Here is a 15,901-nt window from a genome sequence, read left to right on the forward strand (position 1 = left end):
CAGAAAGGTCGCGCGATCGGCGCGGTCAGCCGGATGGCGTCGGAGCCGACCGCCGCGTCACCAGCTTAGCTGGCGCCGAAGATCGCTCAGCGTGCCGTTGATATGCTCGGCGGCGAGCCTCTTGGCGCGCTCGGCGTCGCGCGTCGTCCAGGCTTCCAACAGAACCTGATGTTCGAGATGCGCGCGGTGCTCGCGGCCGGCCGGCTCAAGATGCTTGTGGACATAGCGCTCCGACATCACGTGCAAACGCTCGATCAACTGGGTGGTCAGCAGCCGGCGGCCGGGGCGGACCAATGCCATGTGGAAATCCCGGTTGCGCGCGGCGACATCGTCGAGGTGATCGACTGCGGCGAGGTCTAGCGCCGCCAGCGCATCGCGTGCGTCTTGCTGCTCCTCCTCGCTCGCGTCCATCGCCGCGGCGGCGAGCGCCTGAGGCTCGATCGCGAGGCGCAGCGCGAAAATCTCCTCGGCTTCGCTCGCCGACATCTGGCGCACGAAGAAACCGCGATTGGCCTGGCTGACCAGCAGCCCTTCCTGCTCAAGCCGCGCGAGCGCCTCGCGGAGCGGAATCTTACTGACGCCGAGTTCGTTGGCCATCGCATCCTGCCGGATCGGCCGCTCGACGGGCAGCTTGCCGGATACGATCTGTTCGCGGACGATATTGAAAATCTGTTCGGATAGATTGCGGACGACAATGCTCATCAGGAAAGGGGCTCCACAGGATCGATCCGACTGTGCCCCGATCCAACGGCATGTACCAAGCGGTAAACAGTCCAGGCTACCAATCCCGAGTAGAAACTTTTCTGGAACATGGCGCCGCCCGCTGATTGTCTACATATATCGTATACGATAGAGCCTCCCGATCATCAAGGTGAGACATGGGCGAAAAGGCGATCATCATTGGCGGCGGTGTCGTGGGGCTGACCAGCGCTCTGGCGCTGGCGGGGCGCGGCATCGACGTGACTTTGGTCGATGCCGATTCCGGGCGCACCGCCGCTTCGTGGGGGAATGCCGGGCATATCGCGATCGAGCAGGTCGAGCCGCTCGCCTCGCGCAAGGCGATCCGGTCTGCGCCGAGGCGGCTATTCTGGCGTGGCGGCGCGCTCGCCTTGCCACTCCGGCAATGGCACGCGTCGCTGCCCTTCGCATGGCGCATGCTCGGCGCGGCACGGCCGCGCCGGTTCGAATGCGGCAAGGCGGCCTTGTCGATGCTGGTCGCTCAGGCGATGCCGGCGTGGCTGCGGCTGGCCGCAGACCTGCCGGGCGATATCCTGCGCGACGACGGGCATTTCGTTGTGTGGGGATCGCCGGCGGCGGCGCGCGCGGGCAAAGAGAACTGGGCGGCGGCGGACACCGGCACCGCACGGTTCCGCGACGTCGACGCCGATGAGGGACAGGGTCTGGCGGCACTGCTCCGGGCCGCCCCTTCCGGGGCGATCCGGTTCACCAACACCGGGTCGATTGCCGATCTGGGGCGATTGGCCGATGCGCTGGAGGGTGCATTCGAACGCTCCGGCGGCCGGATCGTGCGCGGTCATGCGCGGGTGTCGCGCGTCGGCGGGCGGGCAGGGGTGTCGATCGACGGCGGTGCGGTGACGGTGGCCGATCATATCGTGCTCGCCGCTGGTGTGCGATCAGGGTCGCTCATCGCACCGCTTGGCCACCGCGCGCCGATCGTCGCCGAGCGCGGCTATCATCTGCGGTCGCGCAACCACGACTGGCCGGCTGGGATGCCGCCGGTGGTGTTCGAGGATCGCTCGATGGTCGTCACGCGCTATCGCGATTGCGTGCAGGTGGCGAGCTTCGTCGAGATCGGCGATCCCGATGCGCCCGCCGATCCCGCCAAGTGGGAGCGGCTCGAACGCCACATCGCCGAACTCGGCCTGCCGATGCGCGGGCCGTTCGATCGCTGGATGGGATCGCGCCCGACCTTCCCCGATTATCTGCCCGCGATCGGTCGCAGCGGATCGGCCGACAATCTGGTCTATGCGTTCGGGCATCAGCATCTTGGGCTGACGCTCGCGCCGATCACCGGTGAGATCGTCGGCGCGCTGGTGGCGCGCGAGGCGCTACCGCTCGACATCACCGCGTTCGATCTCGACCGCTTCGCCAGAAAGGCATGACATGACCATCGGAGGCTCCACCGCTGCGGCCGAACTCGCCGCGATCCGCCCCTGGGCCGCGACCGCGCCCGCGACCGACCGCACCGAGCGGCTCGCCCGCATCGAACGCGCTCGCGCGCTGACCGAAGGCATGGGCGCCGACGCCTTGCTGATCAGCGCGGGCGCATCGCTGCGCTATTTCGCGGGCGTGCCGTGGGGCGCGACCGAGCGGCTGGTCGCGATGGTGCTGCCGGTGCGCGGCGCGCCGGTGATGATCTGCCCGAACTTCGAGTTAGGATCATTGCAGGCGGATCTGCTGATCGACGTGGATATCCGCTTGTGGGAAGAGGACGCGAACCCACACGCGCTCGTCGCCGACGCGCTGGCGGGCGTAGGGGCACGCACGCTCGCGATCGATCCGGCGCTGCCGTTCCAGATGTCGGAGCGGTTGCGCCGTGCCGCACCCGGCGTCTCGCTGATCGATGGCGCACCGGCAATCGACGGGTGCCGGATGCGCAAGTCGCCCGCCGAGATCGCGCTGATGCAGCAGGCGAAGGATATGACGCTGGAGGTGCATCGCCGCGCCGCCCGCATCCTCGCGCCCGGCATCACCAGTTCCGAGGTCAAGCGCTTCATCGACGAGGCGCACCGGGCGATGGGGGCATCGGGCTACAGCTTCTGCATCGTCCAGTTCGGCCGGGCGACCGCTTTCCCGCACGGTCTGCCGGGCGAGCAACGTCTTGAAGACGGGCAACTCGTGCTGATCGACACCGGCTGCACGATCGAGGGCTATCACTCCGACATCACGCGCACCTATGCGTTCGGTGAACCTGGCGACGAGGTCCGCGCGATCTGGGATCTCGAAAAGGCGGCGCAGGCGGCGGCCTTCGCGGCGGCGGTTCCCGGAGCGCCATGCGAGAGCGTCGATTTTGCCGCCCGCGCGGTGCTGGAGGCGGCGGGGCTCGGCCCGGACTACCGCTTGCCCGGCCTGCCACATCGCACCGGCCACGGTATCGGCCTGTCGATCCACGAGCCGGCCTATCTGGTGCGTGGCGACCGCACGCCGCTGGAAGCGGGTATGTGCTTTTCCAACGAGCCGATGATCGTGGTGCCCGATCGTTTCGGCGTGCGGCTGGAGGACCATTTCTATATGACCGACACCGGCCCGCGCTGGTTCACGCAGCCGCAGCGGGCGATCGACCGACCGTTCGACTGATCGCCGCGCCGGCTCATTCCTCGTCGGGGTACGGTCCCTTGCCGCCCTCGGCGATGAAGCGGTCTACCCGGGCTTGCAGCACCGGCAGCGGTACCGATCCGAGCTGGAGCACGGTGTCGTGGAAGGCGCGGATGTTGAACTTCGGCCCCAGCGCCTTCTGGGCCTTGGCGCGGGCATCGACGATCGCCTTTTCGCCGAGGTAATAGGACAAGGCCTGCCCGGGCCACGCGATGTAGCGATCGACTTCGGTCTCGATCTCATGGTCGGCGAGCGCGGTGTTGTCGTGGAGATAGGCTTGCGCCTGCGCACGCGTCCAGCCCATCGCATGGATGCCGGTATCGACCACCAGCCGTGCCGCGCGCCACATCTGGTAGCTGAGCATGCCGAAGCGATCATAGGGCGTGTCGTACATGCCCATTTCGACGCCGAGCTTCTCGCAATAGAGCGCCCAGCCTTCGCCATACGCCGAGATGTAGGACTGCTGGCGGAACGGCGGCAGATCCTTGTTTTCGGCGGCGAGCGGCATCTGGAAGGCGTGGCCCGGCGCGCTTTCGTGGAGCGTCAGCGCGGCCAGCGAATAGAGCGGGCGGGAGGGCAGATTGTAGGTGTTGACGAGATACACGCCCGGGCCCCCGCGCCCGCCGGTGTAGAACGGCGCGATGTCGGCGGGGACGGGGATGATCGCGAAGCGGCTGCGCGGCAGATGCCCGAACCAGTCCTTCGCCTTGCCGTCGAATGTCTTGGCGATCCAGGCGGCACGATCGAGCAGCGCCTGCGGCGTCTTGGCGTAGAAGCGCGGATCGGTACGGAGATAGGTCAGGAAAGCGGGCAGGTCGCCCTCGAAATCGACCTCCTTCATCACGCCGAGCATCTGCGCGCGGATGCCGGCCACCTCGTCCAGCCCGATCTGGTGGATTTGCGCGGGTGTCAGGTCGAGGGTGGTGAACTCCCTGATCTTCGACTGGTAATAGGCCTTGCCGTCGGGCAGCGAATAGGCGTCGAGGCTGGTCTTTGCGTGCGGGATATAGTCGTCGCGCAGGAACGCGAGCAGGCTCTTGTGCGCGGGCACGACGGCGTTTTGGATGACAGCGACGGCCTGCGCGCGGAGCGCCGCCTGGGTGGCGGCGGGGATGACGGCGGGCATCGTCTTGAACGGCGCGTAGAAGGGGTTGTCCTGCGGCGTCTTGGCATCGGTGATCGGCGTCACGGTGGCATCGCGGCCTTCCAGCGTGATCTTGGGCGGGGTGAAGCCGCGCGCTTCGCCGGCTTTCATGTTGGCGATCTGCTGCGCGAAATAGCGCGGCATCTCGCCGAGCATGGTCAGATAATTGCGGTAATCCTGCTCGGTCTTGAAGCTCTGCCGCGCGGTGCCCGCCACGTTGCCCCAGAAGCTGGTGTCCGCGTTGAGCGGCTTTTCATACTCGCGGTAGCGAAGCGCGGCGAGCGCGGTGGCGATCTGGTTGCTGTAGATTTGCAGATCGATGCGGTTTTCCGGGGTGAGCTGCGCGGGATCGATCGTCGCGAGTTTCGCCGTCACGTCGGTCCACATCTTGAGGCGCTCCGCCTGCGCCGCAGGTCCGACATCGGGAAGATGCGCGGAGATATGGTCGCCGCTGTCCTCGTCGTCGGCTTTCTGGTTCTGGCGCCATGTCCATTCGGCGGTGTAGATCGCCTTGAAACGCGCGTCGGCGGACTCTTGCGCAACCGCGCCGGGCGCCGCCATGATCGCCGAAGCTGACGCGACCATCATCAGACCGCTCTTCAATAGCCGCATATCCGCCCCGCGCTTACGATGTTAGAAGTATCGTATACAATATTCCAAGGCGCTCGCAAGGGTAGGCGAGACGAAGAAGTCGGGCAGTTCATCGACATAGTCTCTCCGGTGATCGAGGCACGGGCGCTGGTCGTGCTGTGCTTAGAACATGCCGGCAGGCAGATGTTTGATGGTTCAAGCGGGCGTTCCGAGGAACGGCAGGGCGGCCGTCCGCAGGCCCTCGGCCGAAGCCGAGAGGCGGATCGGCCCGCCTCGGTCGCGGGCCTGGACGATCGCCATGCAGAGCCCGTTGAAGGCAGAGCGCGCAGTCGCATGATCGGGTTCGAGGCAGCGCGGATCGCCGTTGCCGACGCCGAGCAATGTCGCATCGCCGTCTAGTGCGAAGGTGACCCGGTTGGTGGCGGTCGGCACCTCACGGCCGTGCGCATCCAGAACGGCCGCGCGAACGACCGCGACTTCACCGGGCGCGAGCATGCGACGCTCGCTCGAGACTGCGAGCCGAGCCGGGGCGCCGGCGGTCTCTCGCACGTCGGTCAGGATGCGGCGGCTGCCGATGAAGCCATGCGCCTCGATCCGGCCCGGTGCGTAGGGCACCTGCCATTCGAGGTGGCGGTTGCGCTCGACCGGCTTGCGACCGAGGCTGCGACCGTTGAGGAACAGCTCGACCGCGTCGCAATTGCTGTGGACCCAGACGGCGATATCCTGCCGCTCACGCCCCGGCCAGTTCCAGTGCGGGAAGAGGTGGAGCACCGGCTTCGATCCCCACCAGGCGCGATAATAATGGTAATTGTCCTTGGGGAAGCCGCAACTGTCCATCTGGCCGAAGTTGGAGGCGTTTTCGGGCCAGCGCTCGAATGGGGTCGGCTCGCCACGATAGTCGAACCCGGTCCAGACGAACCCGCCGGCGAGGAAGGGGCGCGCATCGTAGAAGCTCCACCAGCGCTCGGCCGTGGTCGCCCATTTCGGATAATCGGTGTCGTAGGCCGGGACGATCCCGGCGGCGTCGTCGCGCTTGTACTCGCCGCGTGTCATCACCGTGCTGCCGGTTTCGGTGCCGATCATCGGCATCGCCGGGTGCGCGGCGTGATAGGCGTCGATCTCGTCGAGATAGTAGTTGCAGCCGAGCACATCGAGGACGCGCGAGGCGCCTTGACCGAACTTGCCGTTGAACGCTTCGGTGACGGGGCGCGTGCCGTCGAGTTCATAGATGCGGCGCTTCATCGTCTCGGCAATGCGCGCGCCGGTCTCGGTGCCGCGATGGATCTCCTCGTTGCCGATGCTCCATAGGATGACGCTGGGGTGGTTGCGCCCCTGACGGACCATGCGATCGAGTTGGCTCATGCCCTCCGGGTTGCTCGACATCTGACGCGTCTCGTCCATGACGAGGATGCCCATGCGGTCACAGGCATCAAGGATCGCGGGAGCGGGCGAATGGTGGGTGGAGCGGTAGGCGTTCGCGCCCATCGCCTTGAGCTGTTCGAGCCGCCAGATGTGGAGGCTGTCGGGCACCGCGAAGCCGACGCCGGCATGATCCTGATGATTGCAGGTGCCCTTGATCTTCACGGGCACACCGTTGAGGAAGAATCCCCGTTCGGGATCGAAGCGGATCGTGCGGATGCCGAAGCGGCTGTCGTCGCGATCGACCACGGTGTCGGCGACCACCAGTTCGGTCGCGAGCGTATACAGTAACGGCGTATCGAGCGACCACAGCTTGGGATCGGCGATCCGGATCGTCTGCGGGATGGTGATCTGCTCCCATGCCGGCAGCGCGATCGGATCGGACAGCGACGTCGCGACGATATGTCCATCCGGCGCGGTAACGATCGCGCGCAGGCGCGCGGTGGCGGCCGGGCCGTCGTTGTCGATCTCGGTGACGGTGCGCAGCAGCGCGACGGCGTCCTGAACTTCGGGACGGATTGCGACACCCCATTGGCGGATATGTGCGGGCGCGGTCTTGACCAGCCGGACGTGGCGATACAGCCCGGCACCTTCATACGACCATGCCTCGCCGAGACTGACGTCGCAGCGCACGACGAGGATGTTCTCCTCGCCCGGGATCGCGAAATCGGTAATGTCGATGCGGAACGGCGCATAGGCGCTCTCGTTCGATCCCACCACGAAGCCGTTGAGGATGACAAGGCAATCGCGCGAGACGCCGTCGAATTCGAGTGACAGGCGTTTGCCCGCGTCGGCTGCCGCAATTGGGATGCTGCGGCGATACCAGCCGACGCTGGTCGCTGGCCACATCCGGCCGAGCGGCTTGAAGCCCTGGAACGCGCCGGTGTGATCGGCGGCCGAGCCGGGTGGGCCGAAGCGCTCGAACGGCAGGTCCACCGCCCAATCGTGTGGCAGGTTAATCGCCTGCCAGCCGCTGTCGTCGAAGGTACGCCCGGCAACCGGCGTGCCGACATCGCCGGATTTTCCATAGGTATCGTGCGAGGCGCCGAAGCCGAAATCCTTTTCGGGATCGCCGGCATGGCCCAGATGGAAGCGCCAGCCGCGATCCAGCGGCACCACGCTGCGCGGATTGGTAGGGTCGGCGCGCGCCGCTGAGGCGGTATGCGGCAGCGCGAGCGCGAGCCCGCCCGCCGCGCCAGCGGTCTTGAGGAGATCGCGGCGGGACGGGCGGGGCATGTACGATCCTTTTGCGTGGACGATCAGAAGTTGACGGTCGCACCGATGAAGATGGTCCGGCCGAGCGGATCATAGACGCCCGGATAGGTGTTGCCGTTGCCGAAGCTGGACAGGATGCCCTGCGCGATCGCCGGCGGGTCTTTGTCGAGCAGGTTGTTGACGCCGGCGCGCAGCGTCAGATTCTTTGTGAAGTTCGACGTCATCGCCAGATCGAAATAGCTGTAGGCGCCGATCTTGCGGTTGATGATGCTGCCCTGGCCGGTGAGGAACGCGTTGTCCGACAGGCTCGAGAGCTTCACGCTGTCGAGGTAGCGCCAGGCGAGCGAGAGCGTTGCCTGGTTTTCGCCGGGGATTGCCCAGGTGGTGCGAAGCTGGTGGCGCCATTTCGGCGTGGGCTGGCCACAGGTGTAGCCGTACAGGCCCTTGCAATCATAGCTGCCGAGGCCCGGCAGCGGCTCGGTGGTGAGATCGAGCAGGAAAGTGCCGACCAGATCGAAGTTGAGTTTGCCGAAGCGGTTGAGATCGAGCGTGTAGCTGCTGGTGATATCGATGCCGGAGGTCTTCAGCGAGCCGGTGTTGATCGTGGTGCCGACGACGTACCCGTCGTTGCCGAACAGCACGCCGCTGCGCGGGTCGCGGTGGAACAGGCTGCAGTAATAAGGATCACCCGTCGAACCGCACTGGCTGATCGTCAGCGATGGCGGAATCGTGCTGATATAATCGCTTACCTTGATGTGGAAATAATCCACCGTCAGCGCGAAGTTCCGGACCATGCGCGGGGTGAGGATCATCCCGATCGTATAGGTGTCGCCAACTTCCGGTTTGACCGCGCGGTTGCCGCCGAATTGCTGCACGCACACGCCCGACGGACATTCGGGAATGCTGCCATACTGCGCGCTTGTCACACCGGAGCGCTGGCAGGCCTCGAACGATGCTGTGGGCTTGCTGCCCGCACACGGATCGGTCGCGGTCACGTTGCCCAAAAAGACCGAACCGAACAATTCGGTAATGTTGGGCGCGCGAATCGCGTGGTTATAGCTGGCGCGCAAGCGCAGATCGCTGCTCGGCGCCCACGACAGTTCGCCTTTGTAGGTCCAGGCATTGAAATCAGACTGGAAGCCAGTTGAATCCTGTTGGTTGTGATAGGAGGAATAGCGCACACCGCCGTTGATGGTCAGCGCCTTCGCGAAGGGAAGGTTCGAAAGGATCGGCACTTCGATTTCGCCATAACCTTCGTTCACGCTGATCGTACCATCGGAATTGTTGGTGCCGTTTTGTTGCGCGATCGCGTCCGCAGTAAATTTCAGCGTTTCGCGGCGATGCTCGGCGCCGAGCGCAATGCCGATGCCGGTATCCGCCCACGGGCTCTGGATGCCATATTCGCCGAGATCGCCGTTGATCGTGCCCGAGAACACGGTCTGCGTATTGCGGCTCTGCGTCGAGCTGTTCGAAAATATATACGGCAGTGAAGCGGGGCTGATCGCCCCGGCAGCGAAGACATCGATCGGCAGGCAGTTCGGGTCCGACTTATCGATCACCGATTGGCAGGTGGGCGTGCCGTTGAGGTTGACCACGTTCAACGCACGCTGTGCCTTCACGTTGTCGACGTTGTTCATGTACGTCTCGTTGTAGCGCACCAGCGAGCGCAGGTAATTGAGATCGTAGCTGAATCCCTTGGCGAACTCGCCGCGCACGCCGACGTTGTAGCGGTAATCTTCGTGACGGAGATCGTCGCGGCGCGGCGTGGAGAGACGCAGGCCGATGAAAGTGTCTTGCGTCTGGGACGTGCCGGCTGCCGGCCCGCACAAAGTCGTGGCCTGGCTTGCCGACAGATAGGGGTTGTTGCAGGGTATCGTGAAAGTTGTGCCCTGGAACAATGCCGACGGTGCTGCCTGCGAGAAGGTGTGATCCTTCATGAACATGAAGCTGCCATAGAACTCGGCGAGCGGGCTGAACTTGAATTTGGCGAAAGCGCCGGCGGTATAGCGCTCATCCGAACGCTGGAAGTAATTGGTCGGCGCGTAATTGTAAGCAAAGCTGGAGTTGTACGGAACCCAGGTGTGCTGACCGTCCTTGGTGTTGTTGAGCGTCTGGCCCTTGTTGGGGCCGGACAGCAGCGTGAACAGGCCATAGGGATTGTTGCTCGACCCGCCGCAGGTCAGGTTGGCGCCGGCATCGTCCGCAGGATCGAGCGCGCAGGCCGATACGTCGCGGCTATCCTGCGTGACCGCTTGGGTCTGGCGATAGCCGCCGTAGATCGTGATGTTGCCGCGTCCATCCGCGAAATTCTTGCCGAACGCGCCGTTGATGTCGGTCTTGCCGCCGTCGAAAACGGAGGAAGGCGCACGCGCATAGCCCTTGGCGTCGGTCAGGCCGTGGAGATAGGCGTTGCCGTTGTCGTGCTGCGCCATGCTGCTTTGCGCGTCGAGGCGAAGCCCGTCGAGATTGTCGCGCAGCACGAAATTGACGACGCCCGACAAGGCATCAGAGCCGTACACCGCCGACGCGCCGCCGGTCACGACGTCAATACGCTGCACGAGCGTCGACGGTACGAAGTTCACGTCGACTGCTTGTTGTGGCAGCATCCGCCGGCCGTTCAACAGCACCAGCACGCGGTTATTACCGAGGTTACGCAGATTGATGTTTGAGGTGCCGTCCGACCCGTTCGAAACGTTCTCGTTCGCGTCGGCGGTGAACTGCGGCAGCTTGTTGAGGACGCTCTCGACGCTCGTCGCGCCCTGATAGCGGATTTCCGACTCGCTTACGGCGGTGAGCGGGCTGTTGCTGTTCAGATCGGCGCGTTTGATTCTCGTGCCGGTGACGACGATCGTATCGGCGCTCGCGTCAGGCGCTCTAGCATCCTGCTCCGCCGCTGTGGTGGTTCCTGCGATCTGCGCATGTGCGCTCGTCGACATCAATGCCGTCAGAACCGCAGCGAATGCGGCCGTGCGATAGGTGGTGCGTGCGGTCTGTCCCATGATCGAAACCCCTTTGGCGTTTTGCCTTGGTAACGAATGCACCACGATGTCATCTGTATGTCAAATATAATATACGATATCCTTTCGCGTTTTGAACGAAACGTTCAATTCGACCGCCGATCGCGCCTGTTTAGCGCCGGGACAGACCTGCGCCGTCATCTGCGCATGCCGCTATGGTGCCGCCGGATACACCTCGATCTCGTCGAAGCGCTTCCAGCGATAGATCAGGAAACTGACCGTCCAGGCGGCTGCGAACAATCCGATGATGAAGAAGCCGAGCAGGTTGAAGCGCCCGCCCAGATCCACCGCAACGTCCCAAACGCCCCCGGACAGCCCAAGTTTGTCGGCGAGCAGCGCGGCCGTCTCGATGCCGCCGATCATCACCGCCACCACCGCGGAAACGGCGGTGATGGTGATATTGTAGTAGAGTTTGCGGATCGGCCGCACGAACGCCCATTCGTAGGCGCCGAGCATCAGGATGCCGTCGGCCGTGTCGACCAGTGCCATGCCCGCGGCGAACAGCGCCGGGAACACCAGCACCGGCGCGAACGCGAAGCCGTGCGCGGCCTGCGCAGCGGACAGGCCGAGGATGGCGACCTCGGTCGCGGTATCGAAGCCGAGGCCGAACAGGAAGCCGAGCGGCGCCATGTGCCACGGCCGCGTCACCAGCCGGAACAGCGGACGGAACAGCCGAGAGACGGGGCCGCGCCCGGCCAGCAACACGTCCAGATCGTTCTCGCGGTAGCTGCCGCCCGCACGAACGTGCGCGAACGTCCGCCACACCGAGCGCAGGATGACGAGGTTGATCGCCGCGATGGCGAACAGGAAACCCGCCGAGAAGATCGTCGCGACCACGCTGCCAGCGGCCTTGAACGCCTCGAACCGGGTGAGCGCGCTGGCGGTGGCGGCGATCGCCACCGACGCGATCAGGATGACGGCGCTGTGCCCGATCGCGAACCACAGCCCGACCGTCACGGGGCGCGCGCCGCCGTGCATCAGCTTGCGGGTGACGTTGTCGATCGCGGCTATATGATCGGCATCGACGGCGTGGCGCAGCCCCAAAGTCCAGGCGAGCAGCGCGGTGCCGAGCATCGCGGGCGCGGCGTGGAACAGGCTGCCGGCCCATACCCATGCGCCGGCATTGGCGGCGACAAGCAGCCCGAGCAGCACGACGATACGCCGCCGGATGCGGGGACGGGAAGCGGAGTCTGTCGTCATCGTACAAGCCTCTTATAGCCCAGCCAGATTCCGCTGATCGACGTCACCAACCCCAGCGCCGAGAGGAGCCAGAGCAGAATGTCCCACGCTGGCCGATGCAGCGTGAGCGCGTTGAGATCCCATGTGTGGAGCAGGTCGAAGGTCCAGCGGTAGACGCGACGGCGCCGGTCGAGCGTGGCGAGCACCTCGCCGGTGGCGGGATCAATCATCAGCCAGGTGCGCGCCCGATCATCGAAGCGGACCCGCAGCACCGGCAGGGCCGGGAGCGCGCCGCGCTCGTACCAATAGGCGTCGGGCGCGGTCAGTTGCTCGATCGCGACGATCGGCGCATCGCCCATCAGCTTGCGCGCCGCCGCGACCATCGCTGGACTCGGCGGGCGGGCAGGGGCGAGCGTGGTCGGATCGAGCACCTGTCGCCGGCCATCAGGGTATGAGACCGTCAGCAGCGGCACACCGGCGTGATCGGTCAAGCGAACCTCCACCGCGCCCGCCGCCACGTTTCGCAGCCCGGGCAGCGCGACTGTGGGCATCATCCCACCCGAATAGGCACGCACCGACGCTTCGTCGCGATCGGCGGCGCGAAACACATGGCCGGGATCGACCGACAGCCAGCCGCTGAAGATCCAGGCGATCAGGAACGCCCCACCGACCATCCCTGCGACATGATGCCAGAGCAGCCAGCCATGATACGGCGTCACCCGCCCGCCCTTGAAACGGCGCGCGCCCAGGCGGGTGCGCAGGATGCCGATCCACATGCCAGCCACCGCCGCCGCGATGCACGGCCCCGACACCCACAGCACGACTTGCCGCCACGCCGCAGTGTCCTGCCGCAGAACGGTCGGATACAGCCAATGCGGTACGGACCCGAGCCAGTTCCAGAAGCGCTCGCGGCGAATCGTTCGCTGGACCACGCCGCCGGTCGTCGCGGAGACATACAGTTCGCTCCCGGCAGGATCGTCGATCGCGGCCTTCCAGAGTGGTCGATGCCGGTCGAACCCGCCCGCGACCGTCCACTGGTCGCGTTGCAACCGCTCGACGCTCGCGACCGGCGCGCGGGCGAAGCGGCGCGCCACGCGCCTGGCGAAAGCGGCATCGACGGGACGAATCAGGGCCCCGCGCGCGGCGGATATGGTGGTGTTTCGCCCGTCCCATCCGCCGACGCGCCACACCGGCACACCGTTGCGCATCTCCAGCGACAACGCGCGCGGCATCCGCCCCCCGTCGAGCGGCGGCGGTACGTCCACCGCCGCCCAATCGATCGGCTGCGCCCGCGCCAACCGATCACCGGGCGGCAGCGAGGGATAGGGGACGTAGACCATCACCAGCCCCGACAGGAACCACATCGCGAACAGCAGACAGCTCGCGATGCCGATCCAGCGGTGCGTCAAATACAACCAGCGCCGGGCGATGCGCGCCGCGCTAGAAGCCGGCACGAAGCGACACGTCCACGGAGCGCGGCCGGCCGAGCACCCATTGCTGGTCGCCATAGGCGTTGGTCGCATAATCCTTGTCGAACAGGTTGTAGACGTGGACATCGACCGCGACGTTGCGCGTCACCGCGTAGGACAAAGTCGCATCGATTGTCGCGTAACCGGGCAGGCGGAAGTGATTGGCGTTGTCCGAAAACTGCCGCCCGACATAGCGCAGCCCGGCACGGGCCTGGAGTTGGTGCGTGGCGTCCCAGCGCAGCCACAGGTTCGCCATCCGTTCGGGCGCATCGGGGGGCGTGTTGCCCGCGAAGTCGGCGCCGCCCGAGATGAAGTCATCGAACCGCGCATCGAGGATGCTGCCGTTCGCATCGATGCCGAAGCCGTGCGGAAGATCGAGCGATACCGCCGCCTCGATCCCCTTGGCGGACCTTTGCCCGATCTGTTCGACTGGGCTGGTCGGCGTGCGCTGCGCGAGCAGGCCCTTCTTGACGATGCGATAGGCGGCGATCGTCGCGGTGCCACGGCCACCGAGGAACACCGCCTTGGCGCCGATCTCGACCTGATCGCCGGTGGCGTTGCTGAACTGGACTTGGCCCGTCGAATAGGTGGTCAGCGTGCCGAGCGGGTCCACCCCGGTGGCATATTGCGCATAGAGCGAGACCGTCTTCACCGGCTGATAGACGCCGCCGACGCGCCAAGTGGTGTTGGTCAGCGTCTTGTCGAGCGCGAAGCTCTCGGCACCCGATGGCGCGATGCCCCAGCGCTTGATGCGGTCGCGTTCGTGGCGGACACCGCCGACGATCGAGACGTGATCGCCGAGCTTCAGCCGGTCCTCGGCAAAGATCGAGATTTCGTCGGTGCGGGTGCGGTAGCGCGGCGCGATGCCCTGCGTATCGACGATCACGCCGGGGTCGAAGTCGAACGGGTCAACGACCGCCACCTGCGGGTCCGCACCGAAATTATGCGAATAGCGCATCTTGATGAGGTTGGCGTCGAATCCGACGACGAGATCGTTGCCGATGCCGTCGGCAAGGCTCGTGCGCCACGTCACGCTACCCTGATCGCCCCATTGGGTCTGATCGTGGACGATGCCGGTCATGCCGGTGCGATAGATTTGCCCGGGCGTGGCGGGATTTTCGTTGAGGCCGTTCGGACAGAAGCCATCGGCGGCGACCCAGCAATAACTTTCAAGATTGAGCCAGTAACGCTTGCTCGTCAGCCGATAGGCCTGGTTGCTGAAGGTGAGGGACGCGCTCGGCGTCCAATCGAGTTGCAGGCTGGTGCGGTTGTCCCGATAGCGCGCGTGGCCGTCGCGGGTATCGTAGTTGCGGTCGCGGATTGCGGTGTCGAGGTGCCCGTCGATCAACGGCGTGCCGAAATAGCGCATCGGGTGCTGATTGCCGTAATCGTCGCGCGCGGTGAGGACGAGCGTGTCGGTCGGCGTCCAGCGCAAGGTGCCCGACAGCGCGTAGCTGCGCGATTGGCCGCGATCGACGAACCCGTCCGAGCGGCGGTAGCTGCCATCGACACGGTACGACAGGCGATCGTTCAACGGCCCGCCGATGCCCGCCGCGAGATGGACGGTGTTCTGCGATCCATAGCCGATCTCGCCTTCGATATCGGTGCGATCGGTGTTGGGTTTGCGCATGACGACGTTGACCGCACCGCCCAGCGCGCCCTGACCGTAGAGCACGGACGCCGGGCCGCTCAGGATATCGATTCGCTGCACCATCCACGGATCGGTCGGGAAGGTGATGGTGCCGGCGACGGGGAACAGGCGCACACCGTCGATCAGTTGTAGCACCGAACCCTGGCCGCTGAACCCGCGCGCGGCGAGCGCGGTGCCGCCGTTGCCGAGATTGCCGACATTGCTGATGCCGGGCGCGCGGCTCGCCGCCTCGACAACCGACATATCGCCGCGCGCGCGGATCAGGTCGCCATCGATCGTCGATAGCGTGGCGGGCGTTTCCAGCGCGGTGAGGCCGAGCCGGCTCCCGGTCGTGTTCGGCGTGGTCAGGCTCGGCTGCTGGCGCTCGCCCACCACCAGGATATTATCGGCATCGCTGTCGGCGTTCGGCGTGGTCTGCGCGTGCAGTGGCGTGGCGGCGGCCGTGATGGCCAGCGCCGCGCAGGTGGTGAGATTTCGCATTCCTTCAGTCCCCCGGCGTCGGACGAAGCGGGGAGCCTGCCGCGCGAACGGCGGCAGCCGCGCCGACCGGACGCCATCGCGACCGTCACGCCTGCCGTGCGGCCCCCCGCACCTTCGTCGCTCGAACGGAGTTCACCGTGCCGCAGCCATCCCCTGGACCGAAGCAAGAGCGACCCACGCCGGCAGGTCTCCTGGCTCACGGGTCAACGCCACGATGCACCACCTTCCCAAGTCTGTTCGACCCAGTGGCTGCGCCCGTCCCGAAGGATCAGACGCGATGTGCATCGCGCTCGCCGCTTACAGTTGCAGGGACAGCCTCGGCTTAGGGACCAAAATCCCGTACCGCGTTCCCTTTTAAGCCCCTCGCGGGGCACCAGCGCGATCATGAGGCGAAAAACGC

9 protein-coding genes and 1 riboswitch are annotated in these 15,901 nt (G+C 65.7%); of the genes, 2 read left to right on the forward strand and 7 right to left on the reverse strand.

Annotated features, from left to right (window positions below; genetic code table 11):
- Window positions 1-57: 57 nt before the first annotated feature.
- Window positions 58-702 carry a GntR family transcriptional regulator gene (locus tag J0A91_RS15050; protein WP_069205589.1) on the reverse strand — a complete coding sequence of 215 codons (645 nt, stop codon included), beginning with the start codon at window positions 700-702 and terminating at the stop codon, window positions 58-60.
- Window positions 703-878: 176 nt separating this feature from the next.
- Between J0A91_RS15050 and J0A91_RS15055 the strand changes: the two genes are divergently transcribed.
- Window positions 879-2,123 carry an NAD(P)/FAD-dependent oxidoreductase gene (locus J0A91_RS15055; RefSeq protein ID WP_069205590.1) on the forward strand — a complete coding sequence of 415 codons (1,245 nt, stop codon included), beginning with the start codon at window positions 879-881 and terminating at the stop codon, window positions 2,121-2,123.
- A gap of 1 nt (window position 2,124) precedes the next feature.
- Window positions 2,125-3,318 (forward strand): M24 family metallopeptidase, encoded by a 1,194-nt coding sequence (locus J0A91_RS15060; RefSeq protein ID WP_069205591.1) that lies wholly within the window; start codon window positions 2,125-2,127, stop codon window positions 3,316-3,318.
- A 13-nt stretch (window positions 3,319-3,331) separates the two neighbouring features.
- On the opposite strand, the gene J0A91_RS15065 is transcribed toward J0A91_RS15060, so the two are convergent.
- From J0A91_RS15065 to J0A91_RS15090, 6 genes are all read right to left on the reverse strand, one after another.
- Entirely contained in the window at window positions 3,332-5,065 is a 1,734-nt protein-coding gene (locus tag J0A91_RS15065; RefSeq protein ID WP_240502294.1) for a DUF885 domain-containing protein, read from the reverse strand.
- Window positions 5,066-5,266: 201 nt separating this feature from the next.
- Window positions 5,267-7,726: a beta-galactosidase GalA gene (galA, locus tag J0A91_RS15070; protein ID WP_069205593.1), complete on the reverse strand. Its 2,460-nt coding sequence runs from the start codon at window positions 7,724-7,726 to the stop codon at window positions 5,267-5,269.
- A gap of 23 nt (window positions 7,727-7,749) precedes the next feature.
- Window positions 7,750-10,704, reverse strand: a complete 2,955-nt coding sequence (locus tag J0A91_RS15075) for a TonB-dependent receptor domain-containing protein (protein WP_240502031.1) — start codon at window positions 10,702-10,704, stop codon at window positions 7,750-7,752.
- Window positions 10,705-10,875: 171 nt separating this feature from the next.
- On the reverse strand, window positions 10,876-11,922 hold the full coding sequence (locus J0A91_RS15080; RefSeq protein WP_069205594.1) for a HoxN/HupN/NixA family nickel/cobalt transporter: 1,047 nt from the start codon (window positions 11,920-11,922) through the stop codon (window positions 10,876-10,878).
- On the reverse strand, window positions 11,919-13,355 hold the full coding sequence (locus J0A91_RS15085) for a PepSY domain-containing protein (RefSeq protein WP_069207373.1): 1,437 nt from the start codon (window positions 13,353-13,355) through the stop codon (window positions 11,919-11,921). Before J0A91_RS15085 ends, J0A91_RS15080 begins: the two co-directional genes overlap by 4 nt.
- Window positions 13,342-15,501 (reverse strand): TonB-dependent receptor, encoded by a 2,160-nt coding sequence (locus J0A91_RS15090; protein ID WP_069205595.1) that lies wholly within the window; start codon window positions 15,499-15,501, stop codon window positions 13,342-13,344. Before J0A91_RS15090 ends, J0A91_RS15085 begins: the two co-directional genes overlap by 14 nt.
- Window positions 15,502-15,665: 164 nt before the next feature.
- Window positions 15,666-15,894: riboswitch (cobalamin riboswitch) on the reverse strand.
- Between the last annotated feature and the right edge of the window lie 7 nt (window positions 15,895-15,901).

The organism is Sphingomonas panacis, from assembly GCF_001717955.1.
GTDB lineage: Bacteria > Pseudomonadota > Alphaproteobacteria > Sphingomonadales > Sphingomonadaceae > Sphingomonas > Sphingomonas panacis.